Here is a 24,304-nt window from a genome sequence, read left to right as displayed (position 1 = left end):
CAAAAATTGGGAGCGACAACAAGTAATGGCTCTTGCATCAAAGTTCAGGTCTTAACATTCAATACAAGAGCCACTTGGTTCCATTTACTATGCTTTTAAATGTTCACCGAAAAAGGTCAAGGTGCGTTCCCAAGCCAATTCCGCTGCTTCTTCGTTATAACGCCCCGTAGAGTCGTTATGGAAGCCGTGATTAACGCCTTTATATACGTGCGCAGTATATGGAACTTTGTTTGCCATCAGCACTTTTTCATAATCAGGCCATGTAGCATTCACTCGCTGGTCAAGTTCTGCAAACTGCAATAACAACGGCCCTTTGACATTGGAACGAATGCTTTCAACTGCAGGTGTACCGTAAAAAGGAACTCCGGCATCCAGAGAGTCTGGCATCGTGGCAGCAAGCATGTTTACCACATAGCCTCCAAAACAGAATCCCACAGCACCCAATTTGCCAGAGCTATTGGCATGGGATTTAATAAACATTGCGGCAGCAATAAAGTCTTCTTCAATCTTGGCTTTATCCATACTGCTTTGCATCGCTCGACCATCATCGTCATTGCCCGGATAACCACCTAGAGGGAATAACGCGTCAGGCGCAAAAGCGATATAACCATTCATCGCCAGACGTCTTGCGACATCTTCAATGTAAGGGTTCAAACCTCGGTTTTCATGCACAACCAAAACTACTGGCGCAGTTCCTGTCAACTCACGAGGCATAACCAGATAACCTCGTCCTTTGCCATGCCCTTTTGGAGAATCAAATTCCACGTAAGCGGCTTTGATTTTTGCATCGTTAAAAGATACCTGTTCTGCCAAAGCGTAATTAGGTAGTAAAGCAGAAGTGAGAACTGTCATGCTAACCCCCAATACCGCGAGTCCAGAGAGTCGTCTCATAAACTCTCTACGGTCGATCAGACCATGAGCATATTCGTCGTACCAATCAAAAGCTTCTTGCGGTATTTCCCTTGTTTGTTGGTGTTGGCTCGCTAGAGTATCAATACGTTCTGTCATGAAATGTCCTTAGTTCATTACGAATCATTCGTCTTTACTTAACAAATCTTAGACCATGCCCTGCGACTTAAGAGAACAAAATTTATCAAATTTGTAACAATTAAAAACGCGATATCACGTTTCAGACAACCTCTTCCAACTCGCCATTTTCTCTGGCTGCTATAGCAAAATTAAAGGACCTCTATTTTTATGAAATGCATCGAAATAACATCCGGTACACCTTAAGTCTATTGGCTAAAAATTAATAAAATACCGTTTCTTTTTCCTTCAACGCTCCGTTAAGAACTATTTACCTCGCTTCAAAGTTAATTAGTGGTTAAGCGTTGTTTTTCTTTCGTTCTCTAGGGCTTCATCAATGACCAAACTCTGCTCCCCAGAATACAAACCTTGCCAATCACATCGCTCATTAGCCAGTAAACCAACGGTGAGTGCCAGCCATCAACAATTCTCTACGGCTGGTTTCTTTCACACTGAATCATCTCCCAGAGATTTGTTTAATTTTGGTACTGGTTGGCGATTCTTTAAAGGCTCACATCCTCAAGGGGGTGAACTGTCTTTGGATGACAGCCAGTGGGAAATCATCAATGCTCCTCATTGTGTAGAGTTGCTCCCAGAGGATGCCAGCGGAAGTATTAACTATCAGGGAGAAGTCTGGTATCGCAAACAATTTGACCTGTCCGAAGGTTTCTCTAACAAACGTATTTTCATCAACTTCGAAGCGATTCAGGGCAAATCTCAGATTTGGATCAATGGGCAGAAAGTAAGAGAAAATTACGAAGGTTTTCTCGGTATGGTTTTGGATATCACCGAATATGTGAACGTTGGCTCAAGCAACCTGCTCTGCGTAATGGCCGACAATAGCGATGATTCCAGTTTCCCTGCTGGTAAAAATCAGTCCGAGCTCGATTTTACCTATGTCGGAGGTATGTACCGACATGTTTGGCTGTATACCACAACGCAAACCTACATTACCCATGCCAATCAAGTCGATGAAGTCGCTGGCGGCGGCATATTTGTTCATTTCGAAAAGGTTTCGCCACAAAGCGCCACTGTAAATATCAAATCCCATTTAGCGAATAAAGCTCTTCAAGACACCACTCTGACCCTACACACCTGCTTAATTGACTCGCAAGGGAGTGAAATTGAATCTACCAACACAGATGTTGTGCTAACAAGTCAGCAGAACCTACATGTAGAACAGTCGATTACGGTTGAAAATCCAAAGCTATGGCACCCTGACTCTCCGCATCTTTACTGGTTAGAATGTTCACTCTTCAATCAGGCAGGAGAAAAAGTGGATGAAGTCCGTATCAGAATTGGTATTCGAACTATCGAATTGCGTGGCGAAGATGGCCTATATATCAACGGACAAGCATTTGAAGATAAACTTATTGGTGTTAACCGTCACCAGTATCACGCATATGTTGGTACTGCTCTGAGCAACAACTTACATTGGTATGATGTGAAAAAGCTCAGAGATGCAGGTATGCGCGTCATCAGAACAGCGCACTATCCCCAGTCTCCAGCTTTCATGGATGCGGCTGATGAACTTGGCATGCTGCTTCTTATTCCTTCCATCGGTTGGCAATTCTGGAATGATGCACCGCAGTTTGTGTCACAAGCAAAATCCAATATCAGACAGAAGATCCGTCGAGATCGTAATCATCCATCGGTTATGGCTTTCGAACCCGCTCTTAATGAAACTCACCAACCGGAGAGTTTCCTCAAAGATATCTATCAAATCGTCCATGAAGAGCAACCGTATAGCGCTATCGTACCTCTAGATAGCTACCTTGAAGCCCAACAGTTTTCCGATATGGTTTATGCCCACCCGAATCAAATGAGAAGTAACAAACTCTCAGCGGACGATATTGAGTTTGACCTATTCAAAGGCAAGGCCAGCTTTACCCGTGAATGGGGAGACAATGTAGATGACTGGAACTCTCATAATTCAAGCAGCCGCGTACATCGCAGTTGGGGAGAACAAGCTCAAATTATCCAAGCCATGCACTATGCTCTCGGTTCTGGAGATGGTAGTCATCAATATGCGACCAGCATTAACACCCTTTATCAAACACCAAGACAGCATGCAGGCGGAACGCTATGGCATGGCTTTGACCATCAACGAGGTTATCATCCGGAACAGTTCTGGGGCGGAATCATGGATGCATTTCGTCAGCCCAAATACGCGTATGAGTTATTCTGCAGCCAACGTAATCCTCTTGTGGAACACCCTATTGCTGAAAGCGGCTATCACATTGCGATTCTGCATGAAATGACGCCTATTTCTCCTTCAGACGTCATCGTGTGCAGTAATGCAGACCAAGTGAAATTAACTTTCTGCGGTGTTGAAGTGGGAACCGTTTCAGTCAAAAACACCACCATAGGCATTCCATTTAAACCCGCCGTTTTTAAAAACGCTTATGACTTTATGACGGTAAAAGATAAACACCGAGCATACTTGTTTGAGGAGGCTTGTCTTGTTGCAGAAGGATTGGTTGACGGCGAAGTGGTTTGTCGTGAAGTTAAGTATCCGGCAAGACGTCCGACACGTATTCGCCTACGTTTATTGGATGAAAGCACTCCTATCGTCGCAGATGGTTCCCAGTTAGTCACAATAGTCGCCGAAGTGACTGACGAGAGCGGCAACATCAAACGCTTAGCAAGAAACAGTATTACTTTTACGGTACTGGGTGAAGCCGAATTGATATCGACAGAGAGCATGAGTTCGAATCCAAGATTAGTCGAATGGGGAACAGCGCCTGCAATGATCCGCACCTCGTTACAAGCAGGAGAAATACGTATACAAGCCAAACCTAGCATAGAAGGCGTACATTCGTTGATTCCTGATGAACTGGTCCTGCATTCAAAACCAAGCACTCATCAACTACTGGCAAAAGAGCAGCGAGAATGGCTTGTTGACGAAAAAGAACTGCGTGAAAAAGCTTCTCAATTTGCTCTGGCTAAGCAGAAAAAAATTACAGCATTAAAGGACATGACTTTGCGTCTAAAAGGCGTTGAAGCTCAGCAAACAGAATGCGGAGAAACCGTTGAATAAGTGTTAGTTGATTAGCGCTAATAAAATAACAAGGCCACACAGCAATAAGCGATGTGGCCTTTGTTTTTGATATTCGAGGAATCCGCTGCTCTATCAATTGAGTATTACAGCAACGATCCAGACGACAGATGTGAAAAAGCCCCAGTCTTTCGACTGAGGCTTCTAATAATGGCAGGGGTGGAGAGATTCGAACTCCCAACACGCGGATTTGGAATCCGCTGCTCTGCCAATTGGAGCTACACCCCTGCAGTTCGTTTTTAATGAGACGACTCTCACTTTCTATAACAAAAAAGAAGTGGCGGAGCGGACGGGACTCGAACCCGCGACCCCCGGCGTGACAGGCCGGTATTCTAACCAACTGAACTACCGCTCCGCATTGGTTAGCGCTTGGTGCTAAATATGAGCCTGGCGATGTCCTACTCTCACATGGGGAGACCCCACACTACCATCGGCGCTAATTCGTTTCACTTCTGAGTTCGGCATGGAATCAGGTGGGTCCAAATCGCTATGGTCGCCAAGCAAAATTTTAAAATTCGGAAAGCTGTTAATGTTCTCTACACATTCAATTCTGTTCTTGCTTTGAGTCCACAAAACCCCTTGGGTGTTGTATGGTTAAGCCTCACGGGCAATTAGTACAGGTTAGCTCAATGCCTCACAGCACTTACACACCCTGCCTATCAACGTTCTAGTCTCGAACAACCCTTTAGGACGCTTAAAGCGCCAGGGAGAACTCATCTCAGGGCTTGCTTCCCGCTTAGATGCTTTCAGCGGTTATCAATTCCGAACTTAGCTACCGGGCAATGCTACTGGCGTAACAACCCGAACACCAGAGGTTCGTCCACTCCGGTCCTCTCGTACTAGGAGCAGCCCCCTTCAATTCTCCAACGCCCACGGCAGATAGGGACCGAACTGTCTCACGACGTTCTAAACCCAGCTCGCGTACCACTTTAAATGGCGAACAGCCATACCCTTGGGACCGACTTCAGCCCCAGGATGTGATGAGCCGACATCGAGGTGCCAAACACCGCCGTCGATATGAACTCTTGGGCGGTATCAGCCTGTTATCCCCGGAGTACCTTTTATCCGTTGAGCGATGGCCCTTCCATTCAGAACCACCGGATCACTATGACCTGCTTTCGCACCTGCTCGAATTGTCATTCTCGCAGTCAAGCGGGCTTATGCCATTGCACTAACCACACGATGTCCAACCGTGTTTAGCCCACCTTCGTGCTCCTCCGTTACTCTTTGGGAGGAGACCGCCCCAGTCAAACTACCCACCAGGCACTGTCCTCGACCCGGATAACGGGTCTGAGTTAGAACATCAAACATACAAGGGTGGTATTTCAAGGACGGCTCCACACAAACTAGCGTCTGCGCTTCAAAGCCTCCCACCTATCCTACACATGTAGGTTCAATGTTCAGTGCCAAGCTGTAGTAAAGGTTCACGGGGTCTTTCCGTCTAGCCGCGGGTACACTGCATCTTCACAGCGATTTCAATTTCACTGAGTCTCGGGTGGAGACAGCGTGGCCATCATTACGCCATTCGTGCAGGTCGGAACTTACCCGACAAGGAATTTCGCTACCTTAGGACCGTTATAGTTACGGCCGCCGTTTACCGGGGCTTCGATCAAGAGCTTCGACCGAAGTCTAACCCCATCAATTAACCTTCCGGCACCGGGCAGGCGTCACACCGTATACGTCATCTTACGATTTTGCACAGTGCTGTGTTTTTAATAAACAGTTGCAGCCACCTGGTATCTGCGACTCTCATCAGCTCCATCCGCGAGGGACTTCACCGTCAAGAGCGTACCTTCTCCCGAAGTTACGGTACCATTTTGCCTAGTTCCTTCACCCGAGTTCTCTCAAGCGCCTTGGTATTCTCTACCCGACCACCTGTGTCGGTTTGGGGTACGATTCCTTACAATCTGAAGCTTAGAGGCTTTTCCTGGAAGCATGGCATCAATGACTTCACTACCGTAGTAGCTCGACATCGTGTCTCAGCCTTAAAGAGAGCCGGATTTACCTAACTCTCAAGCCTACGCACTTGAACCTGGACAACCGTCGCCAGGCCCACCTAGCCTTCTCCGTCCCCCCATCGCAATTGTAAGAAGTACGGGAATATTAACCCGTTTCCCATCGACTACGCCTTTCGGCCTCGCCTTAGGGGTCGACTCACCCTGCCCCGATTAACGTTGGACAGGAACCCTTGGTCTTCCGGCGAGGAGGTTTTTCACCCCCTTTATCGTTACTCATGTCAGCATTCGCACTTCTGATACCTCCAGCATGCTTTACAACACACCTTCAACGGCTTACAGAACGCTCCCCTACCCAATACAATAAATTGCATTGCCGCAGCTTCGGTTGATTACTTAGCCCCGTTACATCTTCCGCGCAGGCCGACTCGACTAGTGAGCTATTACGCTTTCTTTAAATGATGGCTGCTTCTAAGCCAACATCCTAGCTGTCTGAGCCTTCCCACATCGTTTCCCACTTAGTAATCATTTGGGACCTTAGCTGGCGGTCTGGGTTGTTTCCCTCTCCACGACGGACGTTAGCACCCGCCGTGTGTCTCCCGGATAGTACTTACTGGTATTCGGAGTTTGCAAAGGGTTGGTAAGTCGGGATGACCCCCTAGCCTTAACAGTGCTCTACCCCCAGTAGTATTCGTCCGAGGCGCTACCTAAATAGCTTTCGGGGAGAACCAGCTATCTCCGAGTTTGATTGGCCTTTCACCCCTAGCCACAAGTCATCCGCTAATTTTTCAACATTAGTCGGTTCGGTCCTCCAATTGATGTTACTCAATCTTCAACCTGCCCATGGCTAGATCACTCGGTTTCGGGTCTATATCCAGAGACTAAAGCGCCCAGTTAAGACTCGGTTTCCCTACGGCTCCCCTATACGGTTAACCTTGCCACTGAATATAAGTCGCTGACCCATTATACAAAAGGTACGCAGTCACCCCACGAAGAGGCTCCTACTGCTTGTACGTACACGGTTTCAGGTTCTATTTCACTCCCCTCACAGGGGTTCTTTTCGCCTTTCCCTCACGGTACTGGTTCACTATCGGTCAGTCAGGAGTATTTAGCCTTGGAGGATGGTCCCCCCATATTCAAACAGGATATCACGTGTCCCGCCTTACTCGTTTTCACTCAAAATGACATGTCGGTTACGGGGCTATCACCCGGTATCGCGATACTTTCCAGAATCTTCACCTGTGTCATTAAAAGCTTAAGGGCTAATCCAATTTCGCTCGCCGCTACTTTCGGAATCTCAATTGATTTCTTTTCCTCGGGGTACTTAGATGTTTCAGTTCTCCCGGTTCGCCTCATTAACCTATGTATTCAGTTAATGATACTCACTTATGTGAGTGGGTTTCCCCATTCGGAAATCGTAGACTCAAGTGGCTTTTACTGCCTTATCTACGCTTATCGCAAGTTAATACGTCCTTCATCGCCTCTGACTGCCAAGGCATCCACCGTGTACGCTTAGTCACTTAACCATACAACCCCAAGAGGTCTTTATGTATGGCAAACAACCAAGGTTTAGTTGTCTCTCATTATTTGAATGAGCGAGAGACATTTCGATTTTGCCGGACTCAAATATGAATACTTACTTATAAAGTAAGATTCCCAAGAACACTTGAATGTGTATTGGTACCTAATCAAAAGATTAGTATTTGAGAACTTTTAATAGTTAATAATTAATCAAATTATTAACTGTCAGCTTTCCAAATTGTTAAAGAGCAAGATTTTCTAACGAAAACCATTTTTAAAAGCACTCATCGAATGCGCTTAAAGATGGTGGAGCTATGCGGGATCGAACCGCAGACCTCCTGCGTGCAAGGCAGGCGCTCTCCCAGCTGAGCTATAACCCCATCAGGTGTCGATACTGTTCAATCTTCACAAGGAAAGATTGGTGGGTCTGAGTGGACTTGAACCACCGACCTCTCGCTTATCAGGCGAACGCTCTAACCACCTGAGCTACAGACCCAATATCGTCTCTTAAACTTACTTAAACCTAATCAATCTGTGTGGACACTCATCAAGAGAATCTATACGTAAGGAGGTGATCCAGCGCCAGGTTCCCCTAGCGCTACCTTGTTACGACTTCACCCCAGTCATGAACCACAAAGTGGCAAGCGTCCTCCCGAAGGTTAAACTACCTGCTTCTTTTGCAGCCCACTCCCATGGTGTGACGGGCGGTGTGTACAAGGCCCGGGAACGTATTCACCGTGACATTCTGATTCACGATTACTAGCGATTCCGACTTCATGGAGTCGAGTTGCAGACTCCAATCCGGACTACGACGCACTTTTTGGGATTCGCTTACTATCGCTAGTTCGCTGCCCTCTGTATGCGCCATTGTAGCACGTGTGTAGCCCTACTCGTAAGGGCCATGATGACTTGACGTCGTCCCCACCTTCCTCCGGTTTATCACCGGCAGTCTCCCTGGAGTTCCCGACATGACTCGCTGGCAAACAAGGATAAGGGTTGCGCTCGTTGCGGGACTTAACCCAACATTTCACAACACGAGCTGACGACAGCCATGCAGCACCTGTCTTACAGTTCCCGAAGGCACTCCCGCGTCTCCGCAGGATTCTGTAGATGTCAAGAGTAGGTAAGGTTCTTCGCGTTGCATCGAATTAAACCACATGCTCCACCGCTTGTGCGGGCCCCCGTCAATTCATTTGAGTTTTAATCTTGCGACCGTACTCCCCAGGCGGTCTACTTAACGCGTTAGCTCCGAAAGCCACGGCTCAAGGCCACAACCTCCAAGTAGACATCGTTTACGGCGTGGACTACCAGGGTATCTAATCCTGTTTGCTCCCCACGCTTTCGCATCTGAGTGTCAGTATCTGTCCAGGGGGCCGCCTTCGCCACCGGTATTCCTTCAGATCTCTACGCATTTCACCGCTACACCTGAAATTCTACCCCCCTCTACAGTACTCTAGCTTGCCAGTTTCAAATGCTATTCCGAGGTTGAGCCCCGGGCTTTCACATCTGACTTAACAAACCACCTGCATGCGCTTTACGCCCAGTAATTCCGATTAACGCTCGCACCCTCCGTATTACCGCGGCTGCTGGCACGGAGTTAGCCGGTGCTTCTTCTGTCGCTAACGTCAAATGATGCTGCTATTAACAACACCACCTTCCTCACGACTGAAAGTGCTTTACAACCCGAAGGCCTTCTTCACACACGCGGCATGGCTGCATCAGGCTTGCGCCCATTGTGCAATATTCCCCACTGCTGCCTCCCGTAGGAGTCTGGACCGTGTCTCAGTTCCAGTGTGGCTGATCATCCTCTCAGACCAGCTAGGGATCGTCGCCTTGGTGAGCCATTACCTCACCAACTAGCTAATCCCACCTGGGCATATCCTGACGCGAGAGGCCCGAAGGTCCCCCTCTTTGAGCCGAAGCTATTATGCGGTATTAGCCATCGTTTCCAATGGTTATCCCCCACATCAGGGCAATTTCCCAGGCATTACTCACCCGTCCGCCGCTCGCCACCCGAGAAACAAGTTTCTCTGTGCTGCCGCTCGACTTGCATGTGTTAGGCCTGCCGCCAGCGTTCAATCTGAGCCATGATCAAACTCTTCAATTTAAGATTTTGTCGGCTCAACGAATACTGACTTCAAAACTGCTCTTACTCGAAAGTAAGACGTAATTTTAAAGCTATTACCATTCCAACAGAATGGTAATGAATTGACTGTGCCAAGTAACCGAAGTTATTTGTATTGGTCACTCAGTTCATTGAAACCTAAGTTGCTTTGTTACAAGAACAAAGACTTAACTTTGATTTTCATCAACGAGTGCCCACACAGATTGATAGGTTTAAATTGTTAAAGAGCTTGGTTTTGCGAGACATTCCTCTCAAAACGGACGGTCATTTTAGCGAGTAAACATTCAGAGTCAACCACTTTTTTAGTTAATTTTCTTTAACTTAAGAAATTTAACTTTCCGTCATATTTCCCAACATTCTTTTATTCAGAATTGCTGGTCAACGGAGGCGCATTATAGGGAGGAAAAATGAGTTGGCAAGGAGAAATCAGCCTAAAAACCAAGTTTTCAGACTGATTGATTAAGAAAGAAACAAATCGTGTTTTATCTAAGCGAATTTGCCATAAAACAGCTTATAGAAACTCTAACTTTTGCACTCGTTGATTCAAGTTGGCGATAGAGTGACGTACTTCTTCAACTAAAGTGAGGTATTTCGCTTCGTCGCTATGGCGGTATGCAATCTTACCGTTGACAAAACTCCCTTTAATATAAGAAGGCTCTCCGGCCATTATCGGAGACATTGATAAATCATGACAGCCAGACAAACGCGGCTGGTTAATATCGTATAAGACAATATCAGCGGCATACCCAACATCTATGGTTCCCACACCTTCTAAGCCCAGAATATCTGCTCCGCCTTTACTTGCCCAAGTAAGCACTTGTTCTAAGGTTGTGGCTTTAGGGCCATTTTGCGCTCGATGAATCAACCAAGTAAGGTTTAGCTCTTGCAGCATAGAACCGGATTCAGCCGATGCAGAGCCATCAACACCAATCGAAATAGGCATTCCAGCTTTTTCCATTGCTATAACAGGGGCAATCCCACTACCTAATCGACAATTAGATGTAGGGCAATGAGCAATGCCTGTCTTTGTTTCTGCAAGTAGCTTGATATCTTGCTCTGTCGCTTTAACCAAATGCGCAAACCAAACATCTTCGCCTAGCCAATCACAGCTTTGTGCGAACTCAACGATGCCCATACCGTATTTCGCCAATGACTGCTCATTATCGAAATCCACTTCTAACATATGTGAATGCATACGTAACTTTTGGCTTCTTGCATATTCAGACAATAGAAGAAGATCACTTGGAGTCGAAGAGTGAGCAATCGTTGTTGGGGCGACCACCAGCTTACGCATGGCAAATTCACCTTCTTGGTGATAACGACTGCGAGTAGATTCCAAGCGGTTTATCATCAACTCAACGGATTCAGGCTCGACGCCTGCTTTCGCTAATCCTTTATGTGTTCCTTTAACTGTCGCTCCGCCTCGACATAAAACCAGCCGAATTCCCATTTCATCTGCGGCTTGCCAAACCGCCTCTTCTAATTCCATCGATGAATTGGCGTGGTAGAGATAATGGTGATCCGCACAAGTTGTTGCGCCAGACCGTAGTAACTCATAGAAACCAAGCTTCGCGGTTGAATACATGATCTCTGGTGTGATTTGAGGCCAGTAGCGGTAAGGAACATTGGCAAGCCAGTCGCCCAGCCCATCATTAATACCTGCGGGTATTCCTTTCAAGATTGACTGAGCAATATGATGATGAGTATTCACAAAACCCGGATAGATAACACAATCACTGGCATCAATAATTTCTTCACCCTGCTCTGGCAGCAAGTTCTGCCCTAGCTCGGCGATAATACCGTTATGAATTCGTATATCTTTACAGTCTTGTTTAGGAGAAAAGACACTGCTGGCATTTTTAATTAAGTAGTTCATCAAAACTTCCTTTTATATAAGCCTACTCTGTTACTTAGGCTTATTCGCTTTTGAGCAATGTCCCAGAGTTCGCTTACTCCTAACCGCTTCTACTCATTTAACATATACAAAACATTATCTGTTCTGAACGTTCAATCTTAATGTATACAATGCAAATTACAGACCACCACTCTCACCTTAGTCGTTACATTTCCAGCTCAGAAAACATGCACCAAGATTGAGCCTTACCACACTAAAATGCATTGCAAAGGTGCAATTGCATACAATATTTATCCGATATCTTACTTGTATTGTATACAACCCTATCTGACGATATTTCCTCTGCAACGCCCATCCGTTAACGGTTAGTTAACGTACAGTTAATTACCTCCCATTTGTTTTTCAATTTTTGGCACAACGATTGCTCTGTGAACAATGGAAGTGTGAGTAGAAGCGGTTAGATACCAATGACGGTATCGGGACATTGCTCATAGTTAGCTAAAGGATGCAGTCAACACTTGCTGCACTTTAGAGTGAAAAGGAAGACACGGAGTAACTATGAAAACTATTTCTAAATTCAACAAACTAAGCCTTTCGCTATCTTTGCTACTTACATCAGCGAGTAGCTTTGCTGCAGACAAAGTCACGTTTCAGCTTGACTGGCTTCCAGGCGGGGATAAGGCACCTGTCTATGTTGGCGTTCAACAAGGATTTTTCGCCGAACAAGACTTAGACGTAACCATTCTGGGAGGTAAAGGCTCTACAGATGCGATTACAAAGATTGCAACAGGCACGGCTGATATCGGTTCCGCAGATATTGTTGCTCTGTTAGTAGCGAAAGCGAATGACAACGTTCCAGTTAAAGCCATCTACTCTCTATTTAGCAAAGCACCTTACGCATTCTACGTACTGGATGATTCAGGTATCAATTCAGTGAAAGATGTCTCAGGCAAAACCATCGCGACTTCTCCATTTACTTCAGCGAACGTTTTCCTTCCTCTGATGCTAAAGAAAAACGGCATTGAAGAAGAGAGTGTCAAAGTGTTAAAAGCGGATCCGGGCGCACTCAACCCAATGCTGATCACTGGTCAATCTGACGTGATGATTTCTTGGATGACAGACCGAGTTAAAAACGAACAGCAAGCCGCTGAAGCAGGGAAAAAGCTGACGGTATTGCCTTGGTATGACGCAGGCCTAGAGTTCTACTCCTCTTCTATTATTGCCAGCGACAAGTTTATGTCTGAAAACCCTGATGTGGTGAAACGCTTTGTGAAAGCTTATGCAAAAGCGGTCGAATACACGTGGGCTCATCCTGAAGAAAGCGGTGCGTACGTTACGAAAATGGTTCCTGAAGTGGACTCAAAACAAGCGGCTGACACCATTAAGTCGATTCATGGCCTCGTCATGAATGAAGTATCTCAACGTGATGGCGTTGGTCAGTTCACGCCATCTCGCCTAAGCGAAACATGGAAATGGACAGCAGAGGCTCAAGGTCTAGATCTCAGCAAACTTGACCCAGAAACAGCGATTGATCGTCAGTTTTACGAGGGAGTGAACTAATGCAACCATTTGTTTCGTTCAAGCGTATAGGTCATACCTATAACTCTGACAAACATTCGGTTACGGTTCTCAACGATGTCGACTTCAATGTGGAAAAACATGAGTTCGTCGCCATCGTTGGACCTTCAGGTTGCGGCAAGTCTACCTTGCTGCGCCTACTGTCAGGGTTGATCATTCCAACACAGGGTGAAATTTCCGTTTTCGGACATGCAGTCACAGGGCCTCGTGAAGACATAGGTATTGTGTTCCAGAAACCAACGTTACTGCCATGGAAAAACATCCTAGATAACATTCTGTTTCCGCTTAAACATAAGTTCAATTATGTCAGCCAGAAAGACCGTCAAAATGCACAAGAGTTATTGAATACTGTGGGTTTAGCTGGTTTTGAAAACAGCATGCCAGACCAACTTTCTGGTGGGATGCAGCAGCGTGTTGGTATTGCGCGAGCGCTGTTACTGAATCCAGACATTTTGATCATGGATGAGCCCTTCTCAGCACTCGATGCGTTAACGCGTGAAGAGATGGGCTTTGAACTGCAAAAAATCTGGATGGAAAAACCGAAAACAGTGCTGTTTATCACTCACTCCATTTCTGAAGCGGTATTGCTCGCTGATAAAGTGCTGGTCATGGGACCTCGCCCAAGTACAGTACTGGAAGAGATCAAGATCGATCTGCCTCGACCACGCAATATCCATACGTTACAAGACGCTAAATTTGGTACTTACACCAACAAAATTCGCGAGTATTTCTATCGTTCAGAAAAGAGCAACGTAACAAGCAGTGAAGAAACGGATAGTCAGGATAAAGACAACGTTGAGCCGATTCGTCGCACAGTGGCTTGATTGGCTTAAACGAATTTGTCTCTTGTTAAAGGATTAAGTATGAAACGCTATTTTTCTCAATGGTCTCAAAACTGGCTGCCACTAATTGCAATATTAGCGATCATTCCTATTTGGGAAGCCATCTGTAAAATATTCTCAATACCAACGTTTATCCTGCCAGCGCCTAGCGATATCGCTATCGCTTTCACTCAGGTATCAATGGAACGTTGGCTCGATAACTTATGGGCAACTCTGCGCATTGCGTTGCTTGGCTTTGTCATCTCGTTTTTGATTAGCATCCCACTCGCTATCATGATGGTGAATTCTAAGTTCCTTACCCGTGCGTTGTTTCCAATTCTGGTTGTGATTCAATCCACACCAGTGGTTGCCATCGCGCCACTATTGATTGTAATTTTGGGAACGGGCGATGCGCCTCGTCTGACGATTACTTGCTTAATTACCTTCTTCCCATTAGTGGTTTCAGCCACTACAGGTATGTTGGCTACGCCACCTGAACTGATTGAACTGTCACGTTCACTGAGCGTAAAAAACAGCAAAACCATCTGGCAGATTCGCCTGCCTTACGCTATTCCACATATTTTCAGCGGCGTGAAAGTTGCCATCACTTTAGCGGTCATCGGCTCGGTTATTGCTGAATTCGTCGCGGCTGAAAAAGGTCTTGGTTACTTGGTTCAGTTCTCAACCTCATATTTCAAAATCCCACAAGCTTTTGCAGCACTGGTGTTCCTGTCTCTAGTCAGTATGTTGCTGTTCAAAGCTGTTAGCTGGGTTCAAAAAGGTTACTTCTCTTGGAGCCTGACTGAAGAAGAAAAACAGCGATAACACAAGGAAAGATCATGCTTAATCAAGAAACGGATTTTAAGTTGTTGCGCTACAGCTTCTCTTTGGCAGAGGAAGCAAAAACGAGGGGCATTCACCCATTTTCAGCAGTACTGGTCGATCAACACGGTGAAATTTTACTGGAAGAGATCAACGGTTACTTACCCGATTTAGATATGACGGGTCATGCTGAGCGAGTGATCATGACCCGTGCCAGCAAACTATACCGCCCAGATTTTCTTAGCCGCTGCACTCTATATGTATCGGCAGAGCCTTGCGCGATGTGTGCGGGTGCTATTTATTGGGCAGGCGTAGGGCGTGTTGTCTACGGTCTGAGCGAAGCCAAACTCAAAGAGTTAACCGGAAATCATCCTGAGAACCCAACCTTGGCACTTCCATGCCGAGTGGTTTTTGAATCAGGTCAGCGCGAAGTGGAAGTCATCGGTCCGCTACTTGAAGAAGAAGCAGAACAAGTCCAGTACGGAGTTTGGTAGAAAATTTCATTTTATATTTGCTCAATCTATTTAAGGCCACAGCTAGGCGACAAGTGAATGCACACAGTCAACAACGCTGCGGCTCTAAAAGGAAGAGCAGAAAGACGGAGTAGAAGCGGTCTGTAATACCAAGAATAAGGTTCTTGGCTTATTGCTGGACATTGCTCCAATAACAAGCGAATGCTTAATTGGAGAACACAATGACTCAATCATATCTTTTAGACGAACTTAACTTTGAAACAACCATCGGTGGCAAAGGGGTAGAAACCACAGACACCGTGATCCCTCTTATCAACCTGCATGATTTTGATCAGCGTCGTGAAGAGATCACCGAACAGCTTTGGAAAGCTGCAACTGAAGTTGGTTTTTTCCAACTGGTTGAACACGGTATTGCTTTAGCGGATATCGAAAAATCCTTTAAGTTAAGCGAACAGTTCTTTGCCCTTCCTATGGAAGCAAAACAGCAGTTTCCTTTAAAAGAAGGGTTAAATGCTGGTTGGGAATTCAAACAACAAGTTCGCCCGTCAACGGGCACGGCGGATCAAAAAGAGTCCTACCAAATCACATTGCCTCACATGAGTGACCTATGGCCTAGCAATGAACTTGTTGAAGATTTTGAATCGCACCTGCTTTCATTTGAATACCAAGCTTGGCAACTGGGGATGAAAATTCTTTCGTGCTTTGCGGATAAATTGGGCTTTGAGCGCGACTTTTTCACTAAAGCACATCAAAGAGAGTCTGAAAATTACCTCAGTACACTGCGTATGCTTCACTACTTGCCGATGAAAGAAGTTCCGCAAGCGGGTACTTTTTGGCGCGCGGGTGCTCATACTGACTTTGACTGTTTGACCATGGTATTTCAGCAAGAAAACCAAGGCGGACTTCAAGCCGCAGCAGGTAAAGACGCAAAAGAGAATCTAGTGTGGAGTACCATCGTACCTAAAGCCGGTGTGATTACGTGCAACATCGGTGACATGTTAATGCGTTGGAGTGATGATTTGCTGAAATCGACTCTGCACCGCGTCCGTATGCCAACTGCGGAAGAGAATCAAGATTCCCGCTACAGCATGGCGTTCTTCTGCCAAGCAAACCGTGACCAAATCATTCAAGGACCAAAGAAAGTTTACGAGCCAATCACAGCGCAGGACTATTTGAAAATGCGCATTAACGCTAACTTCTCGTAAAACTCATAGTTTTACCTACGTTTGAATGACTATGTGAACTCAATAAACGTAAGTTGCGAAGAAACAAAAAAGCCATGCTCTCGCATGGCTTTTTCTATTACTGCTGACGACAACTATTGGCTGGCGATGATATTGCCATCGCGAACCCCAAGCTGAATAGCCTTGCCCGGTACAAACTTTCCAGACAGAATCGATTTCGCCAATGGGTTCTCCACATTTTGTTGAATAGCGCGTTTCAACGGACGAGCACCATACACAGGGTCAAAACCAACTTGAGCAATCAATTCCAACGCATCTTCACTCACGATCAAATCGTAGTCTTTTTCAGCCAAGCGTTTATGTAAACGCTCCAACTGAATAGAAGCGATAGACTTGATATGTTCTCTGCCAAGTGGATGGAAGACCACGCTTTCATCAACACGGTTCAGGAACTCAGGACGGAAATGTTTGGTTACCGTCTCCATCACACGCTCTTTGATACCTTGGTAATCCAGCTTCGCAAAGTTCTCTTGAATGCTCGCAGAACCTAAGTTTGACGTCATGATCACCACAGTGTTACGGAAATCAACCGTACGACCTTGACCATCGGTTAAACGACCATCATCAAGCACTTGCAACAAGATGTTGAACACATCTGGGTGTGCCTTTTCCACTTCGTCCAGCAAAATCACAGAGTAAGGTTTACGGCGAACCGCTTCGGTTAAATAACCGCCCTCTTCATAACCCACATAACCCGGAGGCGCACCGACCAAACGAGCCACAGAGTGTTTCTCCATAAACTCAGACATATCGATACGAACCATGGCATCTTCACTATCAAACATGAAGTGAGCCAATGTTTTACAAAGCTCCGTTTTACCGACACCAGTTGGACCTAAGAATAGGAACGAACCAATCGGTTTATTCGGGTCAGATAAGCCAGCGCGGCTACGACGAATCGCATTCGCCACCACTTCAACGGCTTCAACCTGCCCGATAACACGTTTATGCAGAACATCTTCCATGCGAAGCAGCTTCTCTTTTTCTGCCTCAAGCATTTTAGACACAGGAATACCCGTTTGTTTGGACAGCACTTCTGCAATCTCATTGTCTGTGACTTTATTGCGTAACAGAGTCATCTCTTGCATTTCGGCTTGAGCCGCAAGATCGAGCTGTTTTTCCAACTCAGGAATTCGACCATATTGAAGTTCAGACATACGGCTTAAATCACCGGCACGTCTCGCAACTTCCAAATCCATACGCGCTTGGTCAAGTTCGGTTTTTATGTGCTGAGTTCCTGACAATGCTGCTTTTTCTGTTTTCCAAACTTCTTCCAGCTCGGCGTATTCACGCTCTTTGAGACCCAACTCTTCGTTAAGAATACTTAAGCGTTTTTCACTGGCTTCATCGGTCTCATTTGACAGCGCTTGCTGTTCAATTTTCAACTGAATAATACGACGTTCCAGTTTATCCAAAGCCTCTGGTTTAGAGTCGATCTGGATACGAATGCTGGATGCAGCTTCGTCAATCAGGTCAATCGCTTTGTCAGGCAACTGGCGATCTGACACATAGCGATGAGACAGCGTCGCCGCCGAAACAATCGCAGGGTCAGTGATCTCTACATGGTGGTGAAGTTCATAACGCTCTTTCAAACCACGTAAAATCGCTATGGTGTCTTCAACACTTGGCTCATCCACCAGCACTTTTTGGAAACGGCGCTCAAGAGCCGGATCTTTTTCAATGTACTGACGATATTCATCGAGCGTCGTCGCACCAACACAGTGAAGTTCACCACGCGCAAGTGCAGGTTTGAGCATGTTGCCGGCATCCATTGAGCCTTCACCTTTACCTGCACCCACCATAGTATGAAGCTCATCAATGAACAGAATGATGTTGCCTTCTTCTTTGGCTAGCTCATTCAACACCGATTTCAATCGCTCTTCGAACTCACCTCGATATTTAGCACCTGCAACCAATGCGCCCATATCAAGAGAGAGTACGCGTCGCCCACGTAGACCTTCTGGGACTTCGTTATTGATAATACGTTGTGCTAAACCTTCAACAATTGCCGTTTTACCCACACCCGGTTCACCAATGATCACTGGGTTGTTTTTGGTACGACGTTGTAACACTTGAATGGTTCGGCGGATCTCATCGTCACGACCAATCACAGGGTCAAGTTTGCCCTGCTCTGCTCGTTCGGTCAGATCAATTGTGAATTTTTCCAGAGCCTGACGTAGCTCCTCCGCATTTGGGTCATTCACTTTCTGACCACCACGGATCTTTTCAATCGCATCTGATACTTTTTTCTCGGTTAAGCCAAACTCTTTCAGGAGCTGACCTAGCGGGCCACGATCTTCAATCGCCGCTAGAAGATAAATCTCAGAAGATATATAAGAGTCTTGGCGTTTTTGAGCGACTTTGTCACACAGATTGAACAAAGTGCCTAAACCGCTAGAAAGCTGTACATCACCACCTATACCGCTCACTTTTGGCAAACGATCTAACGTTTCACCCAATTTAGAGCGAAGCTGCATGACATCGACGTCAAGCATAGTCAGCAATGGACGAATTGGACTGCCATTTTGATCAAGCAGCGCAACCATCAGATGCACGGGTTCGATGTACTGATGATCTCGCCCTAGTGCGAGAGACTGCGCGTCGGAAATCGCTATTTGGAATTTGCTGGTAAATCTGTCGAGACGCATAACAACCTTCCTAACCTCAACTGAGATGAACTAATAACTTATACCCAAGTGAGCTCAATATACTTAGCGCAGAGCAAGCATATTCAGCTTACTTGGGTATACAGAAAGATGGTTACATACGCGCCACTTTTCAAGGTGGGAGTGGAAACTTTTTAGAGAATCCTAATTTTCATTGATCCAGATAAAGGTTGCTTGCCTTCCAGTTACACCATCACGGCGATAGGAATAAAAGCGCTGAGGATCTTGGTAAGTGCATAACCCGCTATCAAAAACCTGATCAATGCCGAGTTTAGCCATGCGCAAACGAGTAAGCGTTGCCATATTCGCCCACCATTTACCTTGCTGCTTGCCGGGAACAAATGCAGCTTCTGCTTTTGAGTCGTAGTCTAAAAATGCCTGTAGAACATCTTCGCCCACTTCAAACGCTTGCGGCCCAATAGCTGGGCCGAGCCATAACATCACATCATTAGAAAAATGCGTTAGTGCGTTTTCAACAATACCACCAGCAAGGCCACGCCATCCGGCATGAACAGCAGCCACTTGAGTTCCCTGAGTATTAGTGATCAAAACCGGTAAACAATCCGCGGTCATCGCAGAACAAACCACATTCGGTGATGAGGTAATCACGCCATCGGCATTAAGGACATCATTGGTTGGCTGAGCAACTTCCAATACAACTGTTGAGTGGGTTTGATTTAACCATACAGGAGCTGTCGGCATTTCGGTTTGCTGCTGCAATAGATCTCTATTGCTTTGCACAAGAATAGGATCATCCCCTACATGCATACCTAAATTAAGCCCTTCGTAAGGCGATTTCGAACAACCGCCAATACGTGTGGAAGCAAATGCTTTGACTTGTTTAGGTGCATTCCAGTTAGGAGTGATCCAATTCATCTTAAAACCTGTTGATTAATACTCTTCCATAGGATTCTGCTGCGCATCAGCACGTAATGCTTCAGTCATGATAACCATATCTTCTGGCACTGGCGCATGAAATTCCATTTCTTCCCCAGTCGCTGGGTGTTTAAATCTCAACATGACAGCGTGTAGCGCTTGACGATCAAAGTTACGAATCATATCCGTTAACTCTTGAGACGCGCCTTTTGGAATACGTGCACGACCACCGTAGGCTGTATCACCTAGTAGAGGGTGCTGCAGGTACGACATGTGAACACGAATCTGGTGTGTACGACCCGTTTCAAGACGCAGGCGAATACGTGTATGTTCACGGAAATGTTCCGCTACACGATAGTGGGTGACCGCAGGTTTACCCATTGGCGACACAGCCATCAAAGTACGTTTAGTTGAATGACGACCAATTGGCTTGTCGATCATGCCACCAGCCGTCATTTTACCGATCGCGATAGCTTCGTATTCACGGGTAATATTACGTTTTTGCAGTTCACGTACTAATCGTGTTTGTACGGGAACGTTCTTCGCTACCACCATCAAACCTGTCGTGTCTTTGTCCAGACGGTGCACAATACCTGCTCTTGGTACTTCTGCAATTGGCGGATAGTGGAACAACAATGCGTTTAGCACTGTGCCATCTGGTGTACCTGCACCTGGGTGAACAACAAAGTCACGAGGTTTGTTGATAACGATAATATCGTCATCTTCGTAAACGATATCCAATGGGATATCTTGTGCTTCCCAACGAACTTCATCTTCGAGTTCAGCTTGCACAGTGATCTCTTCGCCGCCCATCACTTTCGTGCGCGGTTTAGTGACAACTTGTCCATCTACTGTTATTTTGCCGTCAAGTAACCACTCTTTCAGACGTGAACGAGAAAAATCGGTGAACAATTCAGCCACAGCTTGATCTAAACGTTGACCAAGCTGGCTATCTTTTACTGTTTGAGTTAATTCAATCTGCTGAGCCATATCGAACTTTTTTAAAAACCGTGAGACTAATACTCACTAGTATGGATAAAATAATGTCCGCCATTGTATCTGTTACGAAAGAGAAAGTAACCAAACGATTTGAGGAGCCCTGTTGTTCGAGCTAAAACAAGAAACGATTTTTCTGGCTTAAAACAGTTGCTCCAGCTTTAAGATGCTTTATTTTCAAGGAACCCACTCCTGACATGAAATACCAAACTTTATCAGGCTTACTTGCACTATCACTGTTATTCGGTTGTTCAAGCAAAGATAACATCGTCCCTGACGTGCCACCTTCTGAGCTCTACACTGAAGCTCAATCATCATTACAAAGTGGTAACTGGTTAACTGCCATAGAAAAACTTGAAGCTTTGGATTCACGTTATCCATTTGGTGCTTACTCTGAACAGGTTCAACTTGACCTGATTTACGCTTATTACAAAAATGACGATCTTGCTCTTGGCTTAGCAACCATTGAACGCTTTAGCCGCCTTAACCCAACTCATGAAAAAATGGACTGGGTGCTGTACATGCGTGGCTTAACGCATATGGCTCAAGATCGTAACTTTATGCACGATTTATTTAATATTGATCGTAGTGACCGAGATCCAGAGCCAGTAAAAGCGGCTTTTGCTGATTTTAAAAAGCTGCTGCAACGCTACCCAGACAGCCCATATGCGGAAGATTCGCAACGCAGAATGTTTGCGCTTAAAAACCGCCTAGCTGAATACGACCTAGCGACTGCAGATTTTTACTTACGCAGAGAAGCATGGATAGCTGCGATTAAGCGTTGTCAGGAACTGCAAAAAACTTACCCAGATACCGAAGCGGCGAGAAAATCACTCAAGATCCAGCTTGCCGCCTATAAAGAACTAGGGTTAGAAGATTCTATTACCCGTACTGAAAAGCAAATTCAACTTAACCCTGAAAACTAATCAGTCGTATCTTCAAATAACACCTTTCTATGAGCCACTGTTTTTACAGTGGCTTTTTTATTTCTATTTGCTGATTTCTCCTTTTGTTCATAAGCTTATGTTTATTCAAGCCGATAGAAATGAATGCAAAGGAGCCGCATTTTGCGTTGGTTACACCGAGGTCTTTTAAGCCTGTTTGTTTTGCTTCTCAGCCTCCCTGCGAACAGCATTGAACTATCACCATTAAGTGATAAGCCTTATCAAGGTGACTGGCCGATTCTTAAAGAGAAAGGTGTCATCCGTGTCGTCGTGTCTGCCGACTTAGGATTTTATTACGTGGAAGCAGGTCGTCCGAAAGGTATCGGTGCAGAACTCTTATATCACTTTGAAAAGAGCCTCAAAAAACAAGCCCCTTATGTACACATTCAAATCATCCCTGTTCTCAGAGATGATCTTATCCCTTCTGTCCAATCCGGTTTAGCTGACTTAGCAGTCGCAAACCTGACGATTACTCCTGCTCGTCTAAAAGAGATTGATTTCAGTAATCCTCTGACAAAAGAGATCCAAGAGCTAATTGTCACCAACAAAAGTTATCCTAACATCACCAATTTAACTCAATTGACCGGCAAAGAGATTTGGGTTAGAGAGAGCTCTAGTTATATGGAAAGCTTAGAAAAAATAAACAATTCGCTGATTTTTCAAAGCTTAAAACCAATAAAAATTCATTTTGTTGAAGAAGCTTTGCAAGACTACGAACTATTGGAAATGGTTAATTCCGGACATATCCCTGCGACGGTACTCGATAGCCACAAAGCGGAAATGTGGATACATGTTATGGAAGACATAAAAGCACATACCGAGTTGCCGCTAAGAGAAAATGGTCAAATCGCATGGGCAATGCGTAAAAACTCTCCAGAGCTTAAAAAAATCATAAACGGTTATTTGAGAACAGCGAAATCAGGTACCTTGTTAGGCAACGTAATTTTCAGCAAATACATCGACGATACCCGCTGGCTAACCAAGGCTCTCAATCCAGAAAAACTTAAACGCCTTGATGAACTGGCAAAAATATTTACTGAGTACTCCAATAAATATGAGTTTGAATATCTGATGATGGCAGCGCAAGGATTTCAGGAATCCGGTTTTGACCAGAGAAAAGTGTCACACAAAGGAGCCATAGGCATAATGCAGGTTATGCCTAGCACAGCCAGAGATCCGAACGTCAATATTAAAAACATCGAGAAGGTTGAAAACAACATCCACGCTGGTGTGAAATATATGCGTTTCATAAAAGACCGATACTTTTCCGATCCCGAGATAAACGAAGATGACCAAGTTTATTTTGCACTGGCGGCATACAACGCAGGGCCAGCAAACATCAATAGAATGCGCCGACTAGCCAAAAAGCACGGGTTTAATCCGAATGTATGGTTTAAGAATGTGGAAGTGATTACACGAAGAAACATTAGCTCAGAGCCTGTTACTTATGTGGCGAATGTCAGTCGCTATTACGTAGTTTACAAACAGTTGGAACAACTCAAGCAAGCAAAAGAGGAAAGTTTAACCGCTACTCTGAACGCTATTGAAGGAGTCGATTCACAGACTAGTAGAAAAGAATGATTGGCAAAGTGATTACTATCGCAAATCAGTGTTGTTCAGGAATTAATCAGAGGTATTTAAAAGGCCGAATTAGCTCCCTAAAAATGGATGAATTTTCAGTAAGCTACCTCTCTAAATGTAGTCATAAACAACAAAATCACAAGCTTTTTTTACCCTCATCAAGACAACACTTTGCGGAAGATCACGTTTAAAAGCGATCAGAAATACCCCACAAAGAATAGTGATCTAGGTCACTATTTTTTATTTGGGAATGGGTAATCTGGAGTTAACCCATGAGGGATGACACAGAGGAAAAAGCATTATGAAAATGAATATCACTGGTAAAAACATCGACATTACCTCTGCAATCCGCGACCACATTGAGAGTAAATTAAAAAAACTAGAGAAATGGCAAGTAGACATTACAGGTTGCCAATGTAGCTTTAGTGAAGAACCAAACAAACAGATGAAGTTCGAAGCAACAGTAACGGTACCAAAAGGACAACTCGTTGCTTCCGCTGTTCACGAAGATTTGTACGCGGCCGTCAACGAAGTTGAACAGAAACTAGAACGTCAATTAAACAAACTTCGTCATAAACCAGAAGCAAGACGATCTGACAAACCAGAATTGGAAGAAGAAACTGAATAATATACAGGTTTAGAATTAGCGCCTTCGGGCGCTATTTTTTTGCTTGACGCTCTATGCCGCCTTGCTTATTGTGGGACTACCTTAACGACTTAATCGAAAATAATGACAAATACTCAACTGTTCTTTTTTGACTTC

Annotated in this window: 14 protein-coding genes, 4 tRNA genes, 3 rRNA genes and 1 other annotated feature (1 of these 22 only partly in view); of the genes, 9 read left to right on the top strand and 12 right to left on the bottom strand. The window is 45.3% G+C overall.

The features are described 5' to 3' along the window. Positions 1 to 87: 87 nt before the first annotated feature. Complete coding sequence (locus AAGA51_RS03055; RefSeq protein WP_042489591.1) at positions 88 to 1,008, bottom strand: dienelactone hydrolase family protein; 921 nt, start codon at positions 1,006 to 1,008, stop codon at positions 88 to 90. Positions 1,009 to 1,363: 355 nt separating this feature from the next. Here AAGA51_RS03055 and AAGA51_RS03050 point away from each other — a divergent pair, with 355 nt between their 5' ends. Further along, positions 1,364 to 4,066, top strand: a complete 2,703-nt coding sequence (locus AAGA51_RS03050; RefSeq protein ID WP_052404632.1) for a glycoside hydrolase family 2 protein — start codon at positions 1,364 to 1,366, stop codon at positions 4,064 to 4,066. Between the two features lie 169 nt (positions 4,067 to 4,235). On the opposite strand, the gene AAGA51_RS03045 is transcribed toward AAGA51_RS03050, so the two are convergent. The 8 genes from AAGA51_RS03045 to AAGA51_RS03010 all read right to left on the bottom strand — a co-directional run bounded on the left by AAGA51_RS03045 (position 4,236) and on the right by AAGA51_RS03010 (position 11,561). Continuing rightward, positions 4,236 to 4,312: transfer RNA gene (locus AAGA51_RS03045), tRNA-Trp, on the bottom strand. 50 nt (positions 4,313 to 4,362) lie between these two features. Further along, positions 4,363 to 4,439, bottom strand: a tRNA-Asp gene (locus tag AAGA51_RS03040). A 30-nt stretch (positions 4,440 to 4,469) separates the two neighbouring features. Further along, a 5S ribosomal RNA gene (rrf, locus tag AAGA51_RS03035) occupies positions 4,470 to 4,585 on the bottom strand. Positions 4,586 to 4,674: 89 nt separating this feature from the next. Continuing rightward, positions 4,675 to 7,565: ribosomal RNA gene (locus AAGA51_RS03030) — 23S ribosomal RNA — on the bottom strand. A gap of 299 nt (positions 7,566 to 7,864) precedes the next feature. Then, positions 7,865 to 7,940 (bottom strand) — tRNA-Ala (locus tag AAGA51_RS03025). A 39-nt stretch (positions 7,941 to 7,979) separates the two neighbouring features. Further along, a tRNA-Ile gene (locus AAGA51_RS03020) sits at positions 7,980 to 8,056 on the bottom strand. 68 nt (positions 8,057 to 8,124) lie between these two features. Continuing rightward, a 16S ribosomal RNA gene (locus tag AAGA51_RS03015) occupies positions 8,125 to 9,667 on the bottom strand. Together the 16S, 23S and 5S rRNA genes with 4 tRNA genes alongside form the textbook arrangement of a ribosomal RNA operon. Positions 9,668 to 10,196: 529 nt before the next feature. Continuing rightward, entirely contained in the window at positions 10,197 to 11,561 is a 1,365-nt protein-coding gene (locus AAGA51_RS03010; protein WP_042484195.1) for an amidohydrolase family protein, read from the bottom strand. A 537-nt stretch (positions 11,562 to 12,098) separates the two neighbouring features. Between AAGA51_RS03010 and AAGA51_RS03005 the strand changes: the two genes are divergently transcribed. The 5 genes from AAGA51_RS03005 (at position 12,099) to AAGA51_RS02985 (ending at position 16,439) form a co-directional block, all read left to right on the top strand. Further along, a complete protein-coding gene (locus AAGA51_RS03005) occupies positions 12,099 to 13,100 on the top strand; it encodes an ABC transporter substrate-binding protein (protein WP_042484199.1) in 1,002 nt (333 codons plus the stop codon). Then, entirely contained in the window at positions 13,100 to 13,942 is an 843-nt protein-coding gene (locus tag AAGA51_RS03000) for an ABC transporter ATP-binding protein (RefSeq protein WP_042484203.1), read from the top strand. The genes AAGA51_RS03005 and AAGA51_RS03000 overlap by 1 nt, the downstream gene beginning before the upstream one ends. A 39-nt stretch (positions 13,943 to 13,981) precedes the next feature. Next, complete coding sequence (locus tag AAGA51_RS02995) at positions 13,982 to 14,764, top strand: ABC transporter permease (protein ID WP_042484204.1); 783 nt, start codon at positions 13,982 to 13,984, stop codon at positions 14,762 to 14,764. A 14-nt stretch (positions 14,765 to 14,778) separates the two neighbouring features. After that, positions 14,779 to 15,255: a nucleoside deaminase gene (locus AAGA51_RS02990; RefSeq protein ID WP_042484207.1), complete on the top strand. Its 477-nt coding sequence runs from the start codon at positions 14,779 to 14,781 to the stop codon at positions 15,253 to 15,255. 200 nt (positions 15,256 to 15,455) lie between these two features. Beyond that, complete coding sequence (locus tag AAGA51_RS02985; protein WP_042484210.1) at positions 15,456 to 16,439, top strand: isopenicillin N synthase family dioxygenase; 984 nt, start codon at positions 15,456 to 15,458, stop codon at positions 16,437 to 16,439. Between the two features lie 113 nt (positions 16,440 to 16,552). On the opposite strand, the gene clpB is transcribed toward AAGA51_RS02985, so the two are convergent. From clpB to rluD, 3 genes are all read right to left on the bottom strand, one after another. Then, on the bottom strand, positions 16,553 to 19,126 hold the full coding sequence (gene clpB / locus AAGA51_RS02980) for an ATP-dependent chaperone ClpB (protein WP_042484213.1): 2,574 nt from the start codon (positions 19,124 to 19,126) through the stop codon (positions 16,553 to 16,555). A gap of 162 nt (positions 19,127 to 19,288) precedes the next feature. After that, complete coding sequence (gene pgeF, locus AAGA51_RS02975; RefSeq protein ID WP_042484216.1) at positions 19,289 to 20,020, bottom strand: peptidoglycan editing factor PgeF; 732 nt, start codon at positions 20,018 to 20,020, stop codon at positions 19,289 to 19,291. 15 nt (positions 20,021 to 20,035) lie between these two features. Further along, positions 20,036 to 21,010 (bottom strand): 23S rRNA pseudouridine(1911/1915/1917) synthase RluD, encoded by a 975-nt coding sequence (gene rluD, locus AAGA51_RS02970; RefSeq protein WP_042484219.1) that lies wholly within the window; start codon positions 21,008 to 21,010, stop codon positions 20,036 to 20,038. A gap of 203 nt (positions 21,011 to 21,213) precedes the next feature. Here rluD and AAGA51_RS02965 point away from each other — a divergent pair, with 203 nt between their 5' ends. The 3 genes from AAGA51_RS02965 (at position 21,214) to hpf (ending at position 24,169) form a co-directional block, all read left to right on the top strand. Further along, positions 21,214 to 21,942, top strand: coding sequence for an outer membrane protein assembly factor BamD (locus AAGA51_RS02965; protein ID WP_042484221.1), 729 nt, complete (start codon positions 21,214 to 21,216; stop codon positions 21,940 to 21,942). A gap of 141 nt (positions 21,943 to 22,083) precedes the next feature. Continuing rightward, a complete protein-coding gene (locus AAGA51_RS02960) occupies positions 22,084 to 23,541 on the top strand; it encodes a lytic transglycosylase F (protein ID WP_255209377.1) in 1,458 nt (485 codons plus the stop codon). 301 nt (positions 23,542 to 23,842) lie between these two features. Further along, positions 23,843 to 24,169, top strand: coding sequence for a ribosome hibernation-promoting factor, HPF/YfiA family (gene hpf, locus AAGA51_RS02955; protein ID WP_042484225.1), 327 nt, complete (start codon positions 23,843 to 23,845; stop codon positions 24,167 to 24,169). Between the two features lie 104 nt (positions 24,170 to 24,273). Then, positions 24,274 to 24,304, top strand: a sequence feature (Phe leader region) (it continues 90 nt past the right edge of the window).

The organism is Vibrio diazotrophicus, assembly GCF_038452265.1.
Classification (GTDB): domain Bacteria; phylum Pseudomonadota; class Gammaproteobacteria; order Enterobacterales; family Vibrionaceae; genus Vibrio; species Vibrio diazotrophicus.
The sequence above is the reverse complement of the archived record's forward strand: the minus strand, read 5'-3'. Positions and strand labels throughout refer to the sequence as shown.

What these genes read in the sequence shown, in the direction of transcription:
- AAGA51_RS03055 (WP_042489591.1), bottom strand. Translation starts at nt 1,008, where the DNA reads ATGACAGAACGTATTGATACTCTAGCGAGCCAACACCAACAAACAAGG.
- AAGA51_RS03050 (WP_052404632.1), top strand. Translation starts at nt 1,364, where the DNA reads ATGACCAAACTCTGCTCCCCAGAATACAAACCTTGCCAATCACATCGC.
- AAGA51_RS03010 (WP_042484195.1), bottom strand. Translation starts at nt 11,561, where the DNA reads ATGAACTACTTAATTAAAAATGCCAGCAGTGTCTTTTCTCCTAAACAA.
- AAGA51_RS03005 (WP_042484199.1), top strand. Translation starts at nt 12,099, where the DNA reads ATGAAAACTATTTCTAAATTCAACAAACTAAGCCTTTCGCTATCTTTG.
- AAGA51_RS03000 (WP_042484203.1), top strand. Translation starts at nt 13,100, where the DNA reads ATGCAACCATTTGTTTCGTTCAAGCGTATAGGTCATACCTATAACTCT.
- AAGA51_RS02995 (WP_042484204.1), top strand. Translation starts at nt 13,982, where the DNA reads ATGAAACGCTATTTTTCTCAATGGTCTCAAAACTGGCTGCCACTAATT.
- AAGA51_RS02990 (WP_042484207.1), top strand. Translation starts at nt 14,779, where the DNA reads ATGCTTAATCAAGAAACGGATTTTAAGTTGTTGCGCTACAGCTTCTCT.
- AAGA51_RS02985 (WP_042484210.1), top strand. Translation starts at nt 15,456, where the DNA reads ATGACTCAATCATATCTTTTAGACGAACTTAACTTTGAAACAACCATC.
- clpB (WP_042484213.1), bottom strand. Translation starts at nt 19,126, where the DNA reads ATGCGTCTCGACAGATTTACCAGCAAATTCCAAATAGCGATTTCCGAC.
- pgeF (WP_042484216.1), bottom strand. Translation starts at nt 20,020, where the DNA reads ATGAATTGGATCACTCCTAACTGGAATGCACCTAAACAAGTCAAAGCA.
- rluD (WP_042484219.1), bottom strand. Translation starts at nt 21,010, where the DNA reads ATGGCTCAGCAGATTGAATTAACTCAAACAGTAAAAGATAGCCAGCTT.
- AAGA51_RS02965 (WP_042484221.1), top strand. Translation starts at nt 21,214, where the DNA reads ATGAAATACCAAACTTTATCAGGCTTACTTGCACTATCACTGTTATTC.
- hpf (WP_042484225.1), top strand. Translation starts at nt 23,843, where the DNA reads ATGAAAATGAATATCACTGGTAAAAACATCGACATTACCTCTGCAATC.